This window comes from Psychrobacter sp. SWN149 (genome assembly GCF_015864565.1).
In the GTDB taxonomy this organism is placed as follows: domain Bacteria; phylum Pseudomonadota; class Gammaproteobacteria; order Pseudomonadales; family Moraxellaceae; genus Psychrobacter.
The window spans coordinates 36638-59417 of sequence record NZ_JADYWX010000003.1 but is presented as its reverse complement, the minus strand read 5'-3'; the positions used below and the strand labels follow the sequence as shown (position 1 = coordinate 59417).

The 22780-nt window shown below is 44.4% G+C and carries 17 protein-coding genes and 3 tRNA genes; 11 read left to right on the top strand and 9 right to left on the bottom strand.

The window, feature by feature from the left end; genetic code table 11:
- Nucleotide 1: 1 nt before the first annotated feature.
- From I6E86_RS05725 to I6E86_RS05700, 6 genes are all read right to left on the bottom strand, one after another.
- The gene (locus I6E86_RS05725) at nucleotides 2-916 is read right to left on the bottom strand and encodes an ABC transporter permease (RefSeq protein WP_010196425.1); all 915 of its coding nucleotides are present in this window, start codon (nucleotides 914-916) and stop codon (nucleotides 2-4) included.
- Nucleotides 917-1059: 143 nt separating this feature from the next.
- Nucleotides 1060-2076, bottom strand: coding sequence for an ABC transporter permease (locus I6E86_RS05720; protein ID WP_197176057.1), 1017 nt, complete (start codon nucleotides 2074-2076; stop codon nucleotides 1060-1062).
- Between the two features lie 164 nt (nucleotides 2077-2240).
- Nucleotides 2241-3881, bottom strand: coding sequence for an ABC transporter substrate-binding protein (locus I6E86_RS05715; protein WP_197176055.1), 1641 nt, complete (start codon nucleotides 3879-3881; stop codon nucleotides 2241-2243).
- Between the two features lie 418 nt (nucleotides 3882-4299).
- On the bottom strand, nucleotides 4300-5931 hold the full coding sequence (locus I6E86_RS05710; RefSeq protein ID WP_197176053.1) for a GMC family oxidoreductase: 1632 nt from the start codon (nucleotides 5929-5931) through the stop codon (nucleotides 4300-4302).
- Nucleotides 5932-6173: 242 nt separating this feature from the next.
- On the bottom strand, nucleotides 6174-6500 hold the full coding sequence (locus tag I6E86_RS05705; RefSeq protein ID WP_197176051.1) for a DUF779 domain-containing protein: 327 nt from the start codon (nucleotides 6498-6500) through the stop codon (nucleotides 6174-6176).
- 140 nt (nucleotides 6501-6640) lie between these two features.
- Complete coding sequence (locus tag I6E86_RS05700) at nucleotides 6641-8167, bottom strand: aldehyde dehydrogenase family protein (RefSeq protein WP_197176050.1); 1527 nt, start codon at nucleotides 8165-8167, stop codon at nucleotides 6641-6643.
- A gap of 305 nt (nucleotides 8168-8472) precedes the next feature.
- Here I6E86_RS05700 and I6E86_RS05695 point away from each other — a divergent pair, with 305 nt between their 5' ends.
- The 4 genes from I6E86_RS05695 to I6E86_RS05680 all read left to right on the top strand — a co-directional run bounded on the left by I6E86_RS05695 (nucleotide 8473) and on the right by I6E86_RS05680 (nucleotide 12159).
- Nucleotides 8473-10416, top strand: a complete 1944-nt coding sequence (locus I6E86_RS05695) for an AAA family ATPase (RefSeq protein WP_197176048.1) — start codon at nucleotides 8473-8475, stop codon at nucleotides 10414-10416.
- A 113-nt stretch (nucleotides 10417-10529) separates the two neighbouring features.
- Complete coding sequence (locus I6E86_RS05690; RefSeq protein WP_227680557.1) at nucleotides 10530-11681, top strand: type I glyceraldehyde-3-phosphate dehydrogenase; 1152 nt, start codon at nucleotides 10530-10532, stop codon at nucleotides 11679-11681.
- Between the two features lie 213 nt (nucleotides 11682-11894).
- A tRNA-Ser gene (locus tag I6E86_RS05685) sits at nucleotides 11895-11985 on the top strand.
- Between the two features lie 83 nt (nucleotides 11986-12068).
- Nucleotides 12069-12159: transfer RNA gene (locus I6E86_RS05680), tRNA-Ser, on the top strand.
- A 91-nt stretch (nucleotides 12160-12250) separates the two neighbouring features.
- On the opposite strand, the gene I6E86_RS05675 is transcribed toward I6E86_RS05680, so the two are convergent.
- From I6E86_RS05675 to I6E86_RS05665, 3 genes are all read right to left on the bottom strand, one after another.
- Entirely contained in the window at nucleotides 12251-12976 is a 726-nt protein-coding gene (locus I6E86_RS05675; RefSeq protein WP_197176046.1) for a hypothetical protein, read from the bottom strand.
- Between the two features lie 469 nt (nucleotides 12977-13445).
- Entirely contained in the window at nucleotides 13446-13775 is a 330-nt protein-coding gene (locus I6E86_RS05670) for a CopG family transcriptional regulator (protein WP_194364911.1), read from the bottom strand.
- Between the two features lie 190 nt (nucleotides 13776-13965).
- Nucleotides 13966-14041, bottom strand: a tRNA-Asn gene (locus I6E86_RS05665).
- Between the two features lie 544 nt (nucleotides 14042-14585).
- Between I6E86_RS05665 and I6E86_RS05660 the strand changes: the two genes are divergently transcribed.
- The 7 genes from I6E86_RS05660 to I6E86_RS05630 all read left to right on the top strand — a co-directional run bounded on the left by I6E86_RS05660 (nucleotide 14586) and on the right by I6E86_RS05630 (nucleotide 22780).
- Nucleotides 14586-14930 carry a DMT family transporter gene (locus tag I6E86_RS05660; RefSeq protein ID WP_197176044.1) on the top strand — a complete coding sequence of 115 codons (345 nt, stop codon included), beginning with the start codon at nucleotides 14586-14588 and terminating at the stop codon, nucleotides 14928-14930.
- Between the two features lie 13 nt (nucleotides 14931-14943).
- On the top strand, nucleotides 14944-15534 hold the full coding sequence (locus I6E86_RS05655) for a TetR/AcrR family transcriptional regulator (RefSeq protein ID WP_227680556.1): 591 nt from the start codon (nucleotides 14944-14946) through the stop codon (nucleotides 15532-15534).
- Nucleotides 15535-15662: 128 nt separating this feature from the next.
- On the top strand, nucleotides 15663-17165 hold the full coding sequence (gene betB / locus I6E86_RS05650) for a betaine-aldehyde dehydrogenase (protein ID WP_197176042.1): 1503 nt from the start codon (nucleotides 15663-15665) through the stop codon (nucleotides 17163-17165).
- Nucleotides 17166-17291: 126 nt separating this feature from the next.
- Complete coding sequence (betA, locus tag I6E86_RS05645; protein WP_197176040.1) at nucleotides 17292-18989, top strand: choline dehydrogenase; 1698 nt, start codon at nucleotides 17292-17294, stop codon at nucleotides 18987-18989.
- Between the two features lie 302 nt (nucleotides 18990-19291).
- On the top strand, nucleotides 19292-21337 hold the full coding sequence (betT, locus tag I6E86_RS05640) for a choline BCCT transporter BetT (RefSeq protein ID WP_197176031.1): 2046 nt from the start codon (nucleotides 19292-19294) through the stop codon (nucleotides 21335-21337).
- A 196-nt stretch (nucleotides 21338-21533) separates the two neighbouring features.
- On the top strand, nucleotides 21534-22022 hold the full coding sequence (locus tag I6E86_RS05635; protein ID WP_197176029.1) for a M48 family metallopeptidase: 489 nt from the start codon (nucleotides 21534-21536) through the stop codon (nucleotides 22020-22022).
- 335 nt (nucleotides 22023-22357) lie between these two features.
- Nucleotides 22358-22780, top strand: coding sequence for a tetratricopeptide repeat protein (locus I6E86_RS05630; RefSeq protein ID WP_197176027.1), 423 nt, complete (start codon nucleotides 22358-22360; stop codon nucleotides 22778-22780).

Below are 22780 nucleotides of genomic sequence, written 5' to 3'. Positions count from 1 at the left end.
CTTAGGTCACCTGCTTTAATTTGGGATCTAGTGCATCGCGTAAGCCATCACCAGTCAAGTTAATCGACAGGGCAGCTAAGAAAATAGCGACACCCGGCCAAATAGCGAGCCAAACATTACTCTGAATATATTGGCGTGCCGTACCTAGCATCGCACCCCATTCAGCATCAGGTGGCTGTACGCCAAAGCCTAAGAAACCAATTGCACCTGCTTCCAAAATAGCAGAAGAGAAAATCATTGTTGCCTGTACGATAAGCGGTGCCATACAGTTGGGCAAAATGGTGATGAATAATAAACGCAGTACGCCAGCCCCCATTACTTGTGAGGCAATAAAGTATTCACGTTGTAGCTCTACCATTGCCGTAGCACGAGTCAAACGAATAAAAGGCGGCGTACAGACCAAAGCGATGGTAATAATCGTATTGGTCATAGAAGGCCCTAAGATGGCGGCAATGATGATGGCCAATAGTAAGCTCGGGTAAGACATCAAGATGTCATTGACCAGCATGACCGCTTTGCCCCAGACCTTTGGCCAAAATGCAGCACTAAGTCCTAGTGAAATACCAACGATCATCGCCAAAGTGGTGGCGCTTAGACCAATAAACAACGAATAACGCGCGCCATACATCACTCGAGACAAGGTATCCCGTCCAGCATCATCCGTGCCTAGCCAAAACATCGTATTACCACCATCCAAAAAGGCAGGGGGTAATTGCTCTTGACCGGTGAATAACTCATAAGGATCGTGAGGGGCAATAGCGGGCGCAAGTATGGCCACAAGCACCATCAGTGCCAGTACAATAAAACCAAGTACCGCGCCTTTGTTACGGCAGAACGTCGATAAAAATAGCTGCCAAGACGAGGGCGGCGTGAGAGCCGCCAGCTTAAGATCAGAGGGAACAACAGAAGGCTTCATGAGCATTTCCTACAGTGGCGAACGCGTTGCAAATATGTAGAGTCGCATTTCTAGCAATCATTTAAAATGTGCTAAAAAGTCACTCAGAATCATGCAATCGCTATTCGTCACTATTTATAATATGAGTATTTATCAACGTTAGATTAAGAAGTATGTCGAATACGTGGATTGATCAGACCATACAAAATATCAATAAATAAACTAACTAAAATCAGGGCAGTGGCGACCAATAAAATACCGTTTTGTACAATCGGATAATCACGAGTGAAAAACCCATCGAGTAGCCAATTACCAACACCTGGCCAACTAAAGATGGTCTCGGTGATAATCGCACCAGCGAGCAAGGTCGCCATCTGTAAGCCAACCACGGTAACTACAGTGATCAAAGCATTACGCATCACGTGCACCATAATCACGCGGTGTGGTGATAAGCCTTTGGCACGGGCTGTACGCACATAATCTTCATCCAGTACTTCTAGCATTGCTGAGCGCGTCATCCGTGCAATCATGGCAAGCGGAATAGTCGATAAGGCAATAGAGGGCAAGATAAAGTGTTTGACCACGTTCCAGAATGCACCAGGTTCGCCTGATGTGAGAGAGCCGAGTAGCCATGAGCCATATAATGGTTGCACATCTAAGAACTGCGCGACAGAGATCACCCCAGCGACAGGCAACAGGCCTAAATAGTGAGCAAATATTCCTGTGAGGATGGGCCCTAATAAATAGATAGGCATGGAATAACCTGCCAGCGCACCTGACATGAGGGTGTAATCAATCCAAGTGCCCCGTCGCAGCGCGGCAAAGATGCCTAAGCTCACGCCAATGATACTAGCAATCACAATGGCGCATAGTGCCAGCTCTAGGGTGGGTACAAAATGGGCAAAGAAATCTTGTAATACTGGGGTGCGAGTACGAAAAGACTCGCCAAAATCACCGGTCAATATACCAGTCAGATAATCCCAATATTGGGCGACAAGCGGTTTGTCTAAACCAAGTCTTTCTAATGCGCGAGCATGTAGTTCTGGATCGACCATACGTTCGCCCATCATGATCTCGACCGCATCTCCAGGCACGAGACGAATCAGAGTGAAGGTCGATAGGGTCAAGCCAAGGTAGACAGGAATGAGAATAGCGATTCGACGCAGAATATAAAGTAGCATGGGCTGCTCAATAGTTGTGATTCAATGATAAGAGAGGGTGCAATGATGAGGGTGTCCGTGACAATGCGTTTAATGCAGATGAATACGGCTGGTGCAGGAAGTCTGACCCAGCCGAATATAAATTAAACCATTATGTATGTCGTATCGGATCTAATCAGTGAGGATTATTCGACCTTCACACCATCGAAACGTATTGAGCCAAGCGGACTGATTTTGTAATCGACCACACTAGGTGCCGTGAATACTGTCACAACCGAATGCGCCATCGTTGTCCAAGGCAACTGCTCTTTGAATATCTGCTGCGCTTGTACATATTCGCTCACGCGCTCATCTTGATTGTTAATCTGACGGGCATTGGTGACTAAGCTGTCAAAGTCTTTATTACACCAGCGCGAGTAGTTGTTACCACCGACTGCGTCACATGATAGTAGCGAACCAAGCCAGTTGTCAGGATCTCCATTGTCACCTGTCCAACCCGCTAGAATCACATCAGGCTCGCCTTTCGCGGCGCGTTTTAGGTACTCACCCCATTCATAAGTCACAAGCTTGGTATTGATGCCAATTTTGGCCCAATCTGCTTGCAGCATTTCAGCCATGAGCTTGGCATTAGGGTTGTACGGTCGTTGCACTGGCATATACCATAAGTCGATGGCAAGGTTGTCCGCGCCCGCTTCTTTGATCAGGGCTTTTGCTTTTTCGACATCATAAGGCGCATCTTTAAGCGATTCGTCGTAACCCCACTGCGTTGGCGGCATTGGATTGGTGGCTTTTAACCCTTCGCTCTGATAAACCGCATTGATGATGGCATCTTTATTAATGGCCATGTCCAATGCTTGACGAACTTTAAGATCGCTCAATTTAGGTTTTTCGACGTTATAGCCGACGTAGCCGACGTTAAAGCCGGGTTGATCAAGTACCGTTGCCTTACCAGATTTTTTGACCGCTTCAATCTCAGCAGGCTTTGGATAGGCAGAGACATGACATTCGCCAGCTTGAACTTTTTGCGCGCGAACGGCTGAATCTTTTGTGATGACAAACACCAAGTTATCGATATGGATGTCGTCTTTGTTCCAATAGTCTGGGTTTTTGGTATAACGAATCTGTGCGTCTTTTTGATAAGAGGTAAAGACGAAAGGTCCGGTACCTACTGGCTTGGTATTAATATCAGCGGCATTACCATCCGCCATCAATTTGTTGGCATATTCAGCAGAGTCGATATAAGCAAAAGGCATCGCTAGGTTTTGTAGAAATGGGGCGTTGGTCTCGCTTAGCGTAACTTTTACCGTATAGTCATCCACTTTTTCGATGTTAGAGATGATGTCTGGCAGTCCCATGCCCACAGAATACGGGAATTCAGCAGGATAGGCTTTATTAAACTCAAACTCTGGGTTGGTGATACGCTCTAGCGTAAAGAGGATGTCGTCCGCATTAAAATCGCGAGTCGGAGTAAAGTAATCAGTCTTACCGAATTTGACCCCTTTACGTAGATTAAAGGTATAGGTTTTGCCATCTTCGCTGACATCCCAGCTCTCAGCCAACCCTGGCTGGATTTCGGTACCGGCTCTTTTGAACTCTACCAAGCCATTATAGATAGGGAAGGCGCTCGCATCAAAATCAGTCCCTGACGTATACTGTGCTGGATCAAAACCAGCAGGACTGCCTTCTGAACAATAAAGCAGCGTTTTGGCCGCTTTGGCATCTGAGCTGGCAGCAGAGTCGTCAGTGGTTTTATTGTCGCCACCACAGGCACTAACACCTAATATGAGCGTCGCTAACATCGTAAGTTTGAAGAATGATTTTTGCATGATTACGTTCCATGTAATGATAAGTAGTTGCCAATATAGTGAGGGTTATATATCCAATTCACGAGTATGGCTGGCGAGCTTTTGTTTCTCTGCAAATTAGTTATTTATATAAGGCTCTCGATAGTAAAGTCATATTGTGCTTTTGGTCATATGAGCTTCAATCTAGAGTGATAAATAACATCAATATAAATAAGCCGTTCAAATATACCTTGTTAAATAGCGATAAAGCAAGACATCTGTAAGCTAATTTTATAAAAAGTATGCCATATTGAAACATTTACGACTGAATATATTAGTTTTGCTTAACGTAAGTTAATTCGTTGATATATGCTGAGATTTTATCTATAGCTCCAAAACACATGGTGCTAAGTCACCTATGTTTTATTACATGAGTACAGAAAAATTACTAAACTAATGCTCATGCGACAGAAGCATGATTTTCTTTAATCATATCTGCCAATTTTTCGGCTATCATAATCGTCGGTGCATTGGTATTGGCGCTAATCAATGTTGGCATGATTGACGCATCGATGACTCGCAATCCACTCACGCCGCGCACTTTCAATTCTAAATCGACTACAGAGCGTTCGTCTGAGCCCATTCGGCAGGTACCTACAGGATGATAGATGGTGTCTGACTTGTTACGGATATAGCCGAGCATGCCGTCTTTTTCGATATAAGGGGCAGGGTAGTCTTCGGTGATATATTCGGCTATTGGCGACTCTTGCATGATGGCACGAGTACGTTCGGCACCCGCCACCATATACTCCACGTCTTTTGGATGTGATAGATAGTTTGGGTCAATCAGTACAGCATCAGATGGATTGGCAGAGTAAAGCCTGACCGTACCGCGGCTCTCAGGACGTAGATAGCAGCTGTGGCAAGAGACGGCATAGCCGCGTCTGAGGTCACGACCGTGTTCGATTACGCGAGATATGACAAAATGCAATTGGGTGTTTGGCCACTCTTGTGGGTCATCACCGACGCTGAAGAATGCACCGGCTTCGGCATAATTGCTCGACAGTAATCCCGTGCCGTCTTTTTTCCACTGGCGAATGCTTTTGGTCAAGGTTGAAATCGAGGCCATACCAATGCCGATGACATCAGTAGTGTTAACCTCGTAGTCAAAGACCACGTCTAAGTGATCTTGTAGATTGCCACCGACATCAGGGGCATCTACTACTACGTCAATACCATGCGCCTGCAAGTGCTCGGCGGGGCCGATACCTGATAGCATTAATACTTTGGGTGAGCCAAATGCGCCACCTGACAAGATGACTTCATGGTTTGCCATGACCGTATGCTCGACACCGTCTTTTTCATAGATCACGCCAGTGGCCTGTTTGTCTTCAATGATGACACGGTTGGCTTGCGCGTGGGTAATAACGGTTAGGTTCGGGCGGCTTTGTACTGGGTGTAGATAAGCGGCAGCGGCAGAGCAGCGTTGGCCTTGTTTTTCGCCATGGAAGTGCGTAACTTGATACAATCCTGTGCCGTCTTGCTTTTCGCTATTAAAATCTGTGTTGTGATCCAGACCATTGAGAACAGCAGCTTCTACGAAGGCTTTTGAGATGTCCCGTGGACTGAGTAAATCGCTGACATGCAGCGGTCCACTATCACCATGTAGCTCGTCACTACCGTGAATATTGTTTTCAGCCTTTATAAAGTAGGGAAGCACATCATCAAATCCCCATCCAGCACAGCCTTGCTCTACCCAGCGCTCATAATCCAGCTTACTGCCACGCGTATAAATCATGGCATTGATAGCAGACGAGCCACCCAAGCATTGTCCACGTGGCTGAAAACCACGTCGGTTATTTAGATGAGTTTGAGGGGTGGTATGGAAGCACCAATTATTGAGTTTGAGTGGTTTGCCGGGGACTAGCAGAATCAGAGCAGCAGGCACACGCACTGCAAGGTCTTTACCATCGCCGCCATATTCTAATAAGCAGACACTGATATCTGGGTTTTCGGTGAGTCGGCTAGCAAGTACACAGCCTGCAGAACCGCCGCCCACGATGACGTAATCAAATGTTATGTCAATTTCCATTTTATATTCCTTATAGCATCCATGCTAATCAAAACGAGCTTTTCAAAGTAAGCTATCTTTTACAATATCCATTATTTCATTGGAATAATAAAATAAAAATGACTAAGCGGTATTAACCACTTAGAGCTCTGTTGATCACGAGATAATTTATTCAAATAAAGTTTGGCAAATAGTTAGAGCATGATTGGCTTGGTTTTGACAATCTTAAGGCGCTAAATATACGGTCTACTTGATAATGTCATTTATATTGAGCAGATTTCTGAGCGTACGATAAAGCGTTTACCTTCTGGTATTTCTAGCGAAAAACTGGCGCCGCGCCCATCAACCACATCAATGGTCAAATCCGTATTTTGCCATAATTGGTGCTGAGCTTTGCCCATATAAAATGGACAACCAGCAATCTCACCGATTAACACATCTTGACCACCCACTTTGAATTCACCTAGTGGATAGCACATGGGTGAGCTACCATCGCAGCAGCCACCTGATTGATGAAACATCAGATCACCATGCTTGGATTTCAAAAGCTCAATCAGTGCCTTACAGGCCTCTGTCGTTGTCACTTTCATCATTAACTCCTTACGTTGCCATTCTCTAAAAAAGATAAAAAATGGCGGTTAAGTGGCTTGCCAAAGTAAAAATGCAATCTACCTTGCGACAGATTGCATATTCTTTTACAGTGCCTTTTTACGTATCGTCAAAAATACGATTAGAAGAAACCCATCGCTTTAGGACTATACGATACCAGCATGTTTTTGGTTTGCTGATAATGATCTAGCATCATCAGATGGTTCTCGCGGCCAATACCAGACTGCTTATAACCGCCAAACGCCGAATGCGCAGGGTAGAGGTGATAGCAGTTCGTCCATACTCGGCCAGCTTTGATGCCACGACCGAAACGATAGGCACGAGTACCATTACGTGTCCACACCCCAGCACCCAGACCATATAACGTATCATTGGCGAGAGTCATCGCTTCTTCATCGTTTTTAAAGGTAGTGACAGCAAGCACAGGGCCAAAAATCTCTTCTTGGAACACGCGCATGTCGTTGGTGCCCTCAAAAATAGTTGGCTGTACATAATAACCGTTTGCCATGTCGCCATCATGTTTGGCAAGCTCTCCACCGACCAAGACTTTAGCGCCTTCTTTTTTACCGATATCGAGATAAGATAGGATTTTCTCTAGCTGATCTGAGCTGGCTTGTGCCCCAATCATAGTATCAGTATCGAGCGGATTACCCATTTTGATGGCTTTGACGCGAGCGATACAGCGCTTCATAAATTCATCATAGATGCTTTCATGTACGAGGGCACGCGATGGGCAAGTACAAACCTCACCTTGGTTGAGTGCAAACATCACCAAGCCTTCAACGGCTTTGTCTAAGAAGTCATCGTCTTCATCCATCACATCAGCAAAAAAGATGTTCGGGCTCTTACCGCCCAGCTCTAACGTGACTGGAATGATGTTTTCACTGGCGTATTGCATGATTAAGCGACCAGTGGTGGTCTCACCAGTAAAGGACACTTTATCAATACGTGGATTGGACGCGATTGGTTTGCCTGCTTCAACACCGAAACCATTGACGACGTTTAGGACGCCTTTGGGAAGAATGTCAGCTGCGCCTATCACTTCTAGCATATACAAAACAGAGGCAGGGGTTTGCTCAGCAGGTTTTAGTACCACACAGTTACCCGCAGCAAGGGCAGGGGCAATTTTCCAAATCGCCATGAGGATAGGGAAGTTCCAAGGAATGATCTGACCAACGACGCCTAGTGGCTCATGAAAATGATAGGCGACAGTGTCTTCATCAATTTGGCTGATACCGCCTTCTTGCGCGCGAATCACACCAGCAAAATAACGCAAATGGTCGATGGCAATTGGAATGTCAGCGGCGAGGGTTTCACGAACGGGTTTGCCATTCTCATAGGACTCAGCAATCGCGATGGCCTCTAAGTTGGCTTCGATACCGTCGGCAAGTTTAAGCAATATATTAGAGCGTTCAGTGACGCTCGTTTTGCCCCATGCATCTTTTGCCGCATGAGCTGCATCTAATGCCGCTTCTACATCTGCTTCTTTTGAACGCGCGATCTGACAGAAAACTTTACCATCGATAGGACTTGAGTTGTCAAAGTACTCGCCATCGATGGGCGGCGTCCACTCACCATTGATAAAGTTGTCGTATTTTTCGCGGAATTGGACGGGACTGTTTTCAGTATTGGGATAAGCGTATAACATTAACCACTCCTTGTTGTGTATGATGACTATCTAAAATAAGGCTATATAGATGTAGCCCCTTAAAATAGTCGGCCTTCCTGACCAAGTAATCATCCTATCGTACTGAGCTTTGGTGCAGAACGATAATGACTTTTTATAATGATATACTTTGTATCACATAACTTTAAGTTATATGATCTGTAACGGTTAAAATGGTCCGCAAAGCGAATGCAGCTGTTATAATTGTCACCCTCTATTTTGGCTTGCCTCGACTATCGACTCTGTCATCGCAGCTTTCTTTTTATACTATTGGTTGGTTTGGATTTATGCGTCAATCTTCTGCTCTTGATATCTTAAAAACAGGTCAAAACGTCTTTTTGACAGGCTCCGCAGGGTCAGGCAAGACTTACACTCTCAATCAGTACATCGATTATCTGCGCGCCCGCCGTGTACCAGTTGCTGTGACAGCCAGTACAGGTATCGCCGCCACCCATATGAGTGGTACCACTATTCATAGTTGGTCGGGTATCGGCATCAAAGATGAGTTGACAGATCGTGATTTGACCACCTTATCACGCAAGCAGTTTTTGGCCGATAGATTAAAAGATACCGCAGTACTCGTCATTGATGAGATATCGATGCTACATGCCAAGCAGATTAATTTGGTCAGCCAAGTGCTCAAGCATGTGCGCAAAAATGACAAAGCGTTTGGCGGTATACAAGTAGTGGTCGCAGGAGACTTTTTTCAGTTACCGCCCATTGGTAGTAAGGGTGAGAGTAACCGTGAAAAATTTGCCTTTATGTCTGAGGCATGGCTCGATGCCAAATTTCACATCTGCTATTTATCGGAACAGCATCGTCAGGTGAGTGATGCGGCCAATGGTGGGCTAGATTTGGACGATATTCTCAACCAAATCCGCCGTCAGGAAGTGACCTTTGAATCGATTGCCGCGTTAGAAGCCACCTATGATCAAAGCGTCGATATAAAACGCACACGCCTTTATACCCATAATCTCAACGTCAATAAAATCAATGATAAAGAGCTGGCAGCGCTAGACGGTGAGATGATGCGATTTGAGGCCACCTCTGTCGGTGACAGTAAACTGGTTGAGACGCTCAAAAAAACCGTACGGACCCAAGATGAGCTGATTCTCAAAGTGGGTGCTAAGGTCATGTTTATCAAAAATAACACCGAGCTTGGCGTCTCTAACGGTACGATGGGTGAGCTGATTGGTTTTGCAGCGGTTAAGGTTGATGATAGCAAAGACAGTAGCGATGAATTAATAGAAGAGGATAGCAGTGCCAATGATGGTGCTGATGATAAAGGCGCTGAGGCTAAAGACAGCACTAAAAACAAAAAAAGCGCTGCTAAAAAAGAAAAACCAAAAGTAAAGAAACCTACGACCCAAAAAATGCCAGTGGTCAGGCTTAATTCAGGACGTGAAGTCATTGCTGAGCCTGAAGAGTGGATCATCGAAGACGAGACTGGTGAGGTGCTAGCCAGTTATGAGCAAGTGCCGCTTTGTCTGGCATGGGCGATTACCATTCATAAGTCGCAAGGCATGACACTGGATGCCGCTGAAATTGATTTGTCGCGTACTTTTGAGCTTGGGCAAGGCTATGTGGCATTATCAAGGCTTAAGTCGCTAGCGGGTTTGCAGCTGCTGGGTATGAACGACATGAGCTTGCAGCTCGATCCACTAGCGCGCGGCGCAGACAAGCGGTTTTTAGCGCTGTCTGAGGAAGCGGATGCCAATTATGCGATGCTCGATGAAGAGAGTATGACTCAGGCACATGAGAAATTCGTTCTAAAATCTGGTGGTACGCTCAGCAAGTCAGTCATTGATGCTTATGCCAATTTACAGAAAAAGCGCCGCGAGCAACAACAGTCGCAGCTAAATAAAAAACAAAAACTCGGCAATCAAGTCTCTGATAAATCAGACAGTACATTACTAGCGACCAGAATATTATTAGAAGAGAGTCTGTCCATTGCAGAAATTTCGGAAGCCCGTCAACTGTCACAATCCACTATCATGCGTCACATTGGCGAGCTAAAGTCCCAAGACCCAAGTTTGGCTTGTGATCACTTGCGCCCAGATGATGACGTGATGACGGCGGTGGGTAATGCTTACGTAGCGATTAAAGTTGCCAATAACCCAAATGATTTTAATGATGACGGTAGTATTAAGCTACGTCCGATATTTGATCATCTCAAACAAAGTATCGACTACAACACCATTCGCTTGGCACTGATTTTTATCACACCTTAGTTTTTTATAGCGTATCAGCATGTCACTTACCATTAAAAACATCTGATACAAGCCAGAGCGTGCTGCACGTATCGCGCTCAATTTTATATGTCCTTTTATAGCGATAATTTGTTATGCCTGATTTTTCTAGCGCCACTTATCAATTAACGTCTGACCCAGTCGCAGCATTTCATACGACTGGCGAGCACACACAGCCACTGAGAGTTGCTATCAATGGTTTTGGACGTATAGGACGCAATGTACTGCGCGCTTTGTTAGAGCGATTTGAAGTGCTAGGCCGTGCGATTCATGTGGTAGCGATTAATGATTTAGCGGAAGCCGATATCCTACTGCATCTATTAAAGTTTGATAGTACGCATGGTCGCTTAAGTCGATTGGGCGTTAGTGCTGAGATGGTGGTGAGTGGTATCGATGCTGATGCTAGAAAAACCCAGCTCTGCCTGACTAAAAATAATCTAACGTACTGCATTAACATGCTGTCAGAGCCTGATCCAAAAAATCTCCCATGGCAGGAACTCGGTGTTGACGTCGTGCTAGAGTGTACGGGGCATTTTCGCTCTTATGAGCAAGCGCAACAGCATATTAATGCAGGTGCACAGCAAGTAATTATTGGTGCAGCGCCTTTTGATGATGTGGATGCTTGTATCGTGATGGGTGTTAATACGGACGAGTTAACGCGTGAGCTGCCGATTATATCGAGTGTTTCGTGCACCACGCAGGCATTGGTGCCACTGATTGACACACTTGATAAAGCGTTTGGTGTGACATCTGCCATGATGACAGAGATTCATGCGGTTACCGCTGACCAGACGGTACTGGATCAGGCGCACCGTGATCCAAGACGGGCGCGAGCGTCTGGCTATAACATTATCCCAACCACCTCTAGCAGTATCGCGGCGACAGAGCGTGTGCTACCGGCCATGGTAGGTAAGATAAACGGCCATTCGATACGAGTGCCTACCATTGATGTAGCAGCTATTGATGTCACTTTTGTTTTTGATACGCCTGATGTCACGGTTGAGGCAGTCCGCGAGGCACTCAAATCTGCCAGTCAGGCACATTTGCGTGACATCATGGCTTATACCGATGAGCCACTGGTATCCAGTGATTTTATTCATCAGACCGAGTCTTTGATCATTGATGGTCAGCAGCTCATGCAAGTGGGTAGCCAGTACAAGGTTTTTGCATGGTATGACAATGAATGGGGTTATGCCAATAGACTGCTAGATATGTGCTTGCATCTGGCTTCTAATAAAAGCCTATAGCCAATCCTTTATAAAAGCGTGACAGCGTCAACCTCGCTTGAAGTATCACATAGACATATGCACGCAGTTGTCTTGACTCTCTTTAAAACTGAATCAGCGATAGCATCAAAATAATTTAAATTCGTTCCATTAATTGCTTGCATTATCATGTTATATCGCTATAATAGTCCACCAATGGAGACGNATTTTATATCGCTATAATAGTCCACCAATGGAGACGTGGCAGAGTGGTTGAATGCACCGGTCTTGAAAACCGACAAGGGTTTGTAGCCCTTCGAGAGTTCGAATCTCTCCGTCTCCTCCAAATTCGAAAGCCGCAATCATTATTAATGATTGCGGCTTTTTTTGTTGCATTTTTATTTTATATCGCTATAATAGTCCACCAATGGAGACGTGGCAGAGTGGTTGAATGCACCGGTCTTGAAAACCGACAAGGGTTTGTAGCCCTTCGAGAGTTCGAATCTCTCCGTCTCCTCCAAATTCGAAAAATCCCCAATCTTAATTGATTGGGGATTTTTTTATGGCCTGCTTAAACTGAAATATCCATCACGCAATAGTGATAAGGCTGACTATTTCACCATCGATTGATCAAACACAATTTCCTGCCCATCAGCTAAGACAAGCGTGCCCTTACTAATCTCAATGGTCATGTCTTTGGTGTTTCTAATCGCTCGCATGACATTGATGTCTTCGATGCTACTCTCGATGATGATTTTGCCAGATTGCTCTGGTTCAACCAATGGCTCAAATTGCGTCAATGGAACATTGAAGTTTTTGCCTTGTGCAAGTTTGGCATCTTGCATGGTCAGCGTACCTTTAAAGCTCTGTATCGCAACGTCGCCGTGATTGGATAGCATGAACTGCATCTTGACTTGATTGAGACTGTCGCTATCACTGGTTTTGACAGGCAACAAGGCAACAGGATAAGTCTGTGCGGTCGCTGCTGCCTGACTGGTGACAATAAGGCTTTTTTTGCCTGTTGGATTGTTTGGATGCAAACGTTCATATTCACGCTGCTGTATAAGCGCCTGTTCAATGGTGGTACGCGGCATTGCTCCTGATTCGTAGGCCTCACTGAGTTTCATTCGGAGCATATATCGACTGAGCAATTGCTGATCTGATTTGGGCAGTTGCTCAAAAGTTGGTTTCAGCTGTTCTTGCCATTGATCGGAATCAGTCGGTATGGTTTGTTTATTTGGATCCGCTTGCGGTGAGGAGCAGCCAGATGCAGCGGTTAGCATCGCTATCATGATCGCTGACCAAAGCGCTTTGTTTAAATATTGACGTACACCCATTATCGTAACCCTCCTTGTAGATCTTTATTAGGATCAACTCTCGCAAATAGTCGCGACTATTTACTTAATATACCGTGTTTAAAGATAGGTTGTGTTTAATTATGGCTAACTAGGGCGTGTCTTCATTTCAAAAATGGTGATAAAAATGAGATAAATTGCCGTCAAACAAGGAAAATAGCGCAGATAATATTGGGATATTAACCAGCTATTTGACGATGTTTGGCAAGATTTAACCATTTTTAGCCCATTGAGATGACTATCGAGTGAATTGAAGACACGCCCTAGGGTAGCGAACGTAGTATCGTGCCAAAAAGCATCAGTGCTTTGGAATATACAAGGACAATGAACAAGGGGGAGAGATTTTAAAGCGTATCGTTGGTGTTTTGGTCTTTATAACCGCCATAAAAAAAAGACCAAGTTTGCATAAGCAAATCTGGTCTCTTTTTGAGCATAATATGTTGTCATGCTACTAATCGTTGTCTTGTAACTCAGATAATGGATGAGTGATATTATTATTGTGTGTCACTACAATGGCTTCATCAATGATGTGCTGGCTGACACCGCGTTTGCGTAGCGTCTCGATGAAGACTTCATCATGTGCGAGCGTATAATCCTGATGATCGCGATCCAAACCCTGACGAATATACAGACGAATCAGACCCTGAATGCGTTTAAAACCTAAGTCTGATGACGTCGTCCCTAGTAGCGAGATCATTTCTTCAGACAGACGGATGCTGATCGGGCGCATGATTTTTTGCGGATGATCAGAAAATCTATTTTTTATACGTACAGGTATCATAATAAACCATTACTTTTAGTGAGTAGGAGCAAAGCACTCAGACACAAACGAACCTAGTCATGACTATCCTTACCATACAACAAAAATGTTCAAAAGAACACCGCAGCTATATTAATATTATTGACAGTAAATATAAAAGAGACAACAATAAAAAAACCTCCATCAGAGAGTGATGAAGGTTTTTAGTATATGGCTCTCCAACCTGGGCTCGAACCAGGGACACACGGATTAACAGTCCGTTGCTCTACCAACTGAGCTATTGGAGAATAGATGGTCATAACAGCAAGTTATTTACGCTTTATACAAGAGCAATTACTTGGCTTGTTTGCGTTATGTGGGGCACATTTTAGCCAAGTCACTAGAGGCTGTCAACCTTATTATGCGATTAATCATAAATATTATCGAAATATCGTAATAATAAGCCTCTATCCCTTATTAGATGGGCTATTTGGATCTAAATAACGGCGAACCCTAGACGCTACTATATATAAATGGTTCAAGGCATTTGCAAACGACGTCATTTATTAGAGAAAACCAGAGAGCAGATAGCTAACTTAATGACCAATCTTTCTCTAAGAATAATCTAACCACATAGAATGTCTATTTTGTGCACAGACCTGGTCTCTACACAGTCTGAAACAATAAACTGGACAACAGTGCTTCACATTGCTGGATTATTTTTGTAAAATACCGACCATACGGTATCTTTTATGTGATTGCTGCTTGGTTATGTCTGATTAAGACTGATACTCAACCAAGACTGACACTGAGTCTAAAAAGTATGCTGAATCCAAGATAGGTGTTTTAAATATGAGCCCTACCGCTATTGCCTATAGTTATCTCGCAATCGCTATTATTTGTGAGGTCATAGGAACGACTTTCTTAGTAAAGTCAGAGCAGTTTACGCGACCAGTACCGACCTTAATGATGGGTGGGCTATATGTTATCTCATTTTATTTATTGGCCCAAACGCTAAAGACCATACCGCTTGGGATTGCCTACGCGCTGTGGGGCGGGTTAGGAATTGTGCTGACATCACTGGTAGGCTTAGTATTTTTTAGGCAAAGCCTTGATACGGCAGCCATGGTAGGTATTGCTATGATTGTCGGCGGTGTCGTGGTGATGAACTTACTTTCTAATTCTGTGGTGCACTGATAGAGAGATAAAAATGGATGTTGAGACAAAAATGAAATCAGAAAACGCCTATAAACGTAAAAAGCAGCCGGAGTTTGTCCGTCGCTCACTCCTCGATCAGGCAGCACGCATCACATTAGAGCAGGGCTTATCCAAGGTGACCTTTCAATCCGTTGCCGATGCTGTTGGCGTGACCAAGGGCGGTGTCATGCATCATTTCGCGACCAAAAATGCATTGGTTTTAGAGGTGTTTCATGATGCGATGGCCAAGTTTGAGTCAGAAGTCCATCACGCGATGGCAAAAGACCCTGTCAGTTACGGCTCGTTCACCCGTGCTTATATCGATGCCACCATCAGCCTAGGCGAAAAAGGGCAGGCAGAGTTTGACAGTCAAGCGACACTATATGTGCTGATGCTAGGTGATCGTGAGCTGCGCGAGCTTTGGGCTAAGTGGGCAAACGAGCAATTACAAAAGCACGAAGCCACTGACAATACTGAAACGTTATGTATGGTCCGTTTGGTCGCTGATGGTATTTGGCTCTCTGACTTTTCAGGTATCAATATCTCGGACAAAAAATCTTTACGTGAGCGGTTAGTGAAGATGACGCAACGTGAGAACGAATAGAGCTTCATGATTTACTAAACAAACAGTTCACAACAGACACTAGTTAGATTTTTAAAACTTAAACAATGACGACGTTCTTTGGTATTAATTTTTTATAAAGCTTTTGCCAATCGTCTCAAAGGACATTTATGACCATTTCAAACGACATCAAAAGTATCATCGATTTAGAGCAAATCCAAACCGCTTACATCAATGGCCGTTATTTGGCAGTTGATGACTCATCATCTACTTTTGAAGACATCAACCCAGCGACAGGTGAAGTGCTAGCGACCATTCAGCAAACCAGTAGTGAGCAGATAGATGAGGCGGTAAAAGCGGCACATAAAGGTCAAAAAGTTTGGGCAGCGATGACAGCGGTTGAGCGCGGTCGAATCCTATCAAAAGCAGTCGAGATACTACGCGAGCGTAATGATGTACTGGCATTGCTCGAAACGAAAGACACTGGCAAAGCGTACTCTGAGACAAAATATGTTGATATTGTCACGGGCGCTGATGTGGTTGAGTACTATGCGGGTCTTGCACCAATGATTGAGGGTCGTCAGATTCCATTGCGTGATACCAGCTTTGTCTATACTCGCCGTGAGCCACTTGGCGTAGTCGCAGGTATTGGTGCATGGAACTATCCAATTCAAATCGCGATGTGGAAGGCTGCACCAGCATTGGCTGCTGGTAACGCGATGATCTTTAAGCCGTCAGAAGTGACACCGTTAACTGCATTGAAACTGGCAGAAATTTTGACAGAGGCAGGCTTGCCAGATGGCGTATTCAACGTTGTGCAAGGGAATTATGAAGTGGGAGAGGCCTTAACTCAGCATCCTGATATCGCCAAAGTCTCGTTTACCGGTGGCGTGCCGACAGGTAAAAAAGTCATGTCGAGCGCGGCATCATCGTCTCTTAAAGACGTGACATTAGAGCTGGGTGGTAAGTCACCATTGATTATCTTTGATGATGCGGACATCGATACGGCGGCGGACATCGCGATGATGGCGAACTTCTATAGCAGTGGTCAGGTATGTACCAATGGTACGCGCGTGTTCATTCCTAAAGCCATGCAAGCTAAGTTTGAGCAAGCAATTTTGACGCGTGCCAATCGTATTAAGCTGGGTGATCCAATGGATGAAAACATCAACATGGGCCCACTAGTTAGCTTCCCGCATATGGAAAGAGTACTTGGCTATATCGAGCAAGGTAAAGCCAGTGGTGCACGCTTGCTAACAGGTGGTGACCGTGTGACAACAGGCGAATTGGCAAATGGCGCATTCGTTGCCCCGACGGTATTCACTGATTGCACCGATGACATGACTATCGTACGTGAGGAGATATTTGGCCCAGTGATGTCCATATTGACTTATGAGACTGAAGAAGAAGTTATTCGCCGCGCCAATGATACCGAGTATGGTTTGGCAGCTGGGGTCGTGACTGCTGACTTGACCCGAGCACATCGAGTCATTGCTCAAATTGAAGCGGGTATCTGCTGGTTAAATACGTGGGGCGAGTCGGCAGCACAGATGCCAGTCGGCGGTTATAAACACTCTGGTATTGGCCGCGAAAACGGTATTGAAGCGCTTGATCATTATACTCAGACCAAATCTATCCAAGTAGAGTTGGGCGCGTTTGAATCAGTCTTTTAATCAATCTTATTGAGAAAGTTTTTGATCAGTTTTTTAATCAGTAAAGTAGTTCAGTAGAGCTAATTTGTTTTTTGTTCGACTTTACTGATAGTAAATGATTTATTTTTCAATATTATGGAGTATGTTATGACATCAACCACACCTGAGTATGACTATATCATCGTTGGCGCAGGCTCAGCGGGCAATGTACTGGCCACGCGTTTGACCGAAGATGCCAATATTAAAGTGCTACTGTTAGAAGCTGGTCGTCCAGATCACCGTTTGGATTTTCGCACGCAGATGCCAGCCGCGCTTGCCATGCCGCTACAAGGAACAACTTACAACTGGGGCTACAAAACAGATCCTGAACCGAACATGAATAATCGTGTCATGGACTGTGGTCGCGGTAAAGGGCTTGGCGGCTCGTCATTGATTAACGGCATGTGCTATATCCGTGGTAATGCACTAGATTTTGATGACTGGTCTCAGCTAAAAGGCTTGTCAGATTGGACGTATTCTGACTGCCTGCCGTATTTTAAAAAATTAGAAAACCGTGATGCGGGCGAAAACGACTATCATGGTGTGGGTGGCCCTGTTGAGATGACCACTTCAAAACCAGGGGTCAATCCACTGTTTCAAGCGATGATTGAAGCAGGTGTGCAAGCTGGCTATCCAAGTACCGACGATTTAAACGGTTATCAGCAAGAAGGCTTTGGGCCAATGGACCGTTTCGTGACGCCTAATGGTCGCCGCGCTTCAACGGCTCGTGGTTATCTTGACCGTGCTAAGCCGCGCAGCAATATCACGATTTTGACGGGTGCATTGACTGATGTAATCTTGTTTGATGGTAAGCGTGCTATCGGTGTCAAAGTCGAGCATCAAGGTCAAACCAAGAACTTTCATGCCTCTCGTGAAGTCATTGTCTCCTCTGGTGCGATTGCTTCACCACAATTATTGCAGCGCTCTGGTATTGGCCCTGGTCAATGGCTAAAAGATTTAGGTGTCAATGAGATTCTGGATTTGCCAGGTGTTGGTAATAATCTGCAAGATCATTTAGAGCTGTATATGCAGTATGAATGTAAGCTGCCAGTGTCGATTGCCCCTGCCAATAAATGGTGGAACAAACCAGCCATCGGTGCTGAGTGGTTATTCAATGGTACGGGTCTTGGCGCGTCAAATCAGTTCGAAGGTGGCGGTTTTATTCGTACCGATGAGAAGTTTACCCATCCGAATATTCAGTATCACTTCTTGCCATTAGCAGTACGTTACGATGGTCGCAGCGCGGTTAAATCGCATAGCTTCCAAGCGCACGTGGGCTCATTACGCTCGCCCAGTCGAGGCCGTGTCAAACTGACTTCAAAAGATCCAAGTGCTCATCCGAGTATCTTGTTTAACTATATGTCTCATGATCAAGATTGGCAGGAGTTCCGTGCTGCCATGCGTACAACGCGCGAAATCATGCATCAGCCAGCGCTTGACCCTTATCGTGGTCGCTCGATCGCACCAACCGATGATCTAGTGACCGACGCGCAGTTGGATGAGTATGTCCGTAATCATAGCGAGACGGCTTATCATCCATCTTGTACTTGTGCGATGGGTGAAGACAATGATTCGGTCGTCAATGGCGAAGGTTTGGTACACGGTATCGATGGTCTGCGAGTCGTTGATGCCTCTATCATGCCAAATATCATCAGTGGCAATCTCAACGCAACCACGATTATGTTGGCAGAGAAAATCGTTGATAAGATGCGCGGCGTACAGCTACCACGCTCTACGGTAGACTATTATGTCGCCAATGGTGCACCATTGAGAGCTGAGCCAATGCGTGCTTATGGTTCTGTTTAAATTAAATATTAATAAGAAGGCCTTTTTATAAAGGTCTTTTTTATCCCCGCTCATGTTTTAGAAAATGAATACCATTAAGATTGATTTCTTAATGACTTACCTTGTTGCTTAAGTGCTAATTATTGAAGTAGTAATTACTGAAATGGTCATTACTTGAGCAGCAAATCTTTATTTATTGGTACTACTTTGTGCGTCATGCGGTTATATATACTTTGGGTGACTACTTAGGTAACTATAAGTCATAAAGTTATGACGGACAAAGCAATATCAGACCCTGTTTAATTTACCTATTGAGGTCTTTTATGTACAGCTCGCCATCAAAGGATGCGACAAAACCCCTGACTCTAAATAAGACGGTTTTTTTAGGCTCAGCTATTATTTCTATTTTATTGATAATTTGGACGATTGCGTTTCCAACTTATAGTGAGACATTGTTAGGCTCAAGCATGACTTGGGTATCAGATAAATTTGGCTGGTACTACATGCTGGTGGTTGCCGCTTATAGTATCTTTGCTTTGTTTGTCGGTTTTTCTAAGTATGGTGATATCAAGCTTGGGCAAGATCACGAAAAAGCACAGTTTCCTTTCCTAGCATGGGCGGCGATGCTGTTTTCCGCTGGTATCGGTATTGACTTACTGTTCTTTGGTGCCTCTGAGCCTTTGATGCATTATTTGACACCGCATACTGGTTTAGAACCTGCCAGTGCGGAGGCTATGCGTGAGGCACTCGCGCAGACCTTTTTGCATTGGGGTCTGCATGGTTGGGGTATTTATGCCCTAATCGGTATGGCATTGGCATACTTTGCTTATCGTAAAAACATGCCATTGGCGCTACGTTCGCCGTTGACACCTATCTTTGGTGAACGCTTAATCAAAGGCTGGCTTGGTGATGGTATTGATACCTTTGGTGTTGTTTGTACACTCATGGGTATCGCCACCAGTTTAGGTATTGGGGTATTGCAGGCCAATGCTGGCTTGACCCATGTGTTCGGTATTGAGTCTAGCAAAACAGTTCAAACGATCATCATCATTGGTGTTGTTGCCGCGGCAGCTGTCTCTGCGATGACGGGTGTCGAAAAAGGCGTACGTCGTCTGTCTGAATTTAATATGCTATCGTCGATATTGCTACTAATTGCCATATTGGTGATGGGCAATACGGTTTATCTGCTTAATACCTTTACTCAAAATATCGGTCAATATTTCCAAACCATCATTTATAAAACCTTTGACGTTTATGCTTATGACGGTGCTGCTGGTGCCGAGTGGAAATCTTGGTGGACGATATTTTTCTGGGCATGGTGGGTTGCTTGGGCACCATTTGTCGGTCTGTTTATCGCGCGTATTAGCCGTGGCCGTACGTTACGCGAGTTTGTATTTGGCGTGATGTTCATTCCGCTTGGGTTTATTTTTGCATGGTTCTCTATCTTTGGTAATTCAGCGATAGATTTGGTTGCCAATGGCGCAACAGAGCTTGGCGAAATCGCGGTCAATGATGCTGCAATGGGTATGTTTGCGTTGTTTGAGTATTTTCCTTACAGCGATATTTTATCATTCGCTGGTGTGATTATTGGCCTTATCTTTTTTGTGACCTCAGCTGATTCAGGCGCGTTAGTACTAGCGAACTTGAGCTCACGTGGCATGACCAATGATACCGATGCTCCTGTTTGGTTACGTCTGTTTTGGGCAGCAGCCACTGGTCTTATTACCTTAGGATTATTGTTTGCAGGTGGTTTTTCTTCACTACAGTCCGTCTCTGTCATTGCAGGTTTGCCATTCTCTGTCATCCTTGTGCTCTATATGGTGGCGATGTGGAGGTCATTAAAAGAAGAAGGCAATAAACGTAAGGCCAGTACGATTGGTACAGCTAACGTGCTAGATAGTGGTAAGAGCTGGAAAGCACGCTTGCAACGTATTGTCAGTTTCCCTAAACATGCACAAGTGGAACAGTTTTTACAAAATGTGGTCAGACCTGCCATGACGGAAGTTGAAAAAGAGTTTGCCGCAGGCGGTCTAAAAACGTCTTTGGATATCCGTAACCCTGCACATATCGGACAAGATATAGATGAAGGTATGGATGAGAGTAGTGGTCAAATAGATGGTCTAAAATTGCGAGTTGGACATGGCGATGAAGATGACTTTATTTATGAAGTTAACTTGATTAAAGCGGAGCGTCCTAACTTTACATTGAGCACCTCAACTAAGAATGCAGAGTATTATTATCGTGCAGAAGTGTTCTTGAGCGAAGGCTCGCAAGAGTATGACTTGGTTGGCTATTCCAAAGAGCAAGTATTGGTCGATATCTTAAATCAGTACGAGCGCCATTTGCAGTATCTACATTTAGAGCGTTAATTGGTTTACAAACACGTTCTGAATATTTAAGTAAAAATATTGTAAGAAATAACCCCATAAGTTGAATTCAGCTTATGGGGTTTGTTTATGCCTCACAACCTAAATGATGACACGCTCTAATAAAGCGCACCAATATAAGGTAAAATTCATTTAGACCGCGTCGATACGTGGTAACGCATCAGTAAAGGATAGGTTCGTGACCAAATTAAAATACATCGCTCATTATTCTGAGCAAGTTCAAACCCAAGCCGCGCTACTCATTAGCGATGGTAACTTGGGCGCCTATCTAGAAAAAAAGTATCCCACTCAGCACCAAATAAAAAGTGATAAGGCTCTTTATCAGTATATCAATGATATTAAAAACCAGTATATGCGCAAAGTGGGACAGCTATCGAATGTCAGCTATAGCAGCAAGTTAAAAGTTCTCAAACATGCGCTAGGTATTCATACCACCCAGTCTCGCATACAAGGCAGTAAGCTGAAATCGCACAACAGCATTACGGTAGCGAGCTTGTTTCAAGAAGCGCCACCTGAGTTTTTACGCATGATTGTCGTGCATGAATTGGCGCATTTTAAAGAGCATGAGCATAACAAAGCGTTTTATCAATTATGCTGCCATATGGAGCCTGAATATCACCAGTTTGAGCTAGATACGCGGCTTTGGTTGCACTGGCGAGAGTTGTAGCCTCAATAGCAACCCTAATAAGGTTCATAGCAATCTTAATAGTAATCTTAATAACAGCCATATAAATATCGTGTCCTTTTCTGTAGCATCATCTGAGCCGCTAGGGCGTGTCCTCAATTCAATTGAGCATATCTAAACGGGCTAAAAATGGCTAAATTTTGCCAAACATCGTTAAATAGCTGGTTAATATCCCGATATTATCTACGCTATTTTCCTTGTTTGACGGCAATTTATCTCATTTTTATCACCATTTTTAAAATGAGGACACGCCCTAGAATTACGTTATAATCCTAACCAAATAATCTATACCCCAAGTCAATAAAAGGTTGTAAGCAATGATTAATACCAAAATATATAAATCTATTTATAAATTGGCAGAAGAGTTACTAGAGGCTGACCGTATCGGTAATCAAGAAAAATTTGATGCGTTTTATGCTGAGCTAAAAGCCATCTGTACGGATAACGAAAACACAGACAAAGATCATCCAGAGCAGTGGGAAACGCTTGCTGACTTTACAGAAGATTTGGACGAAGCACTGGTCATTTATGACAAAGCACTAGCCAAAGCCACGGCGATCAATTCAAAAGATCATCTGTCGTCGATTGCTTTTTCTATGGCGGTATTACAGCTTGAGACAGGTAACAAAGAAGCGGCTATTCAAAGTCTACAAAACGCCAAAATCACGGCAAATAAGATTGAAGATAAAGAGTTTAAAGTTGAGATAGATGAGATGCTGACTAAGTTGTTGGCTGAGTAG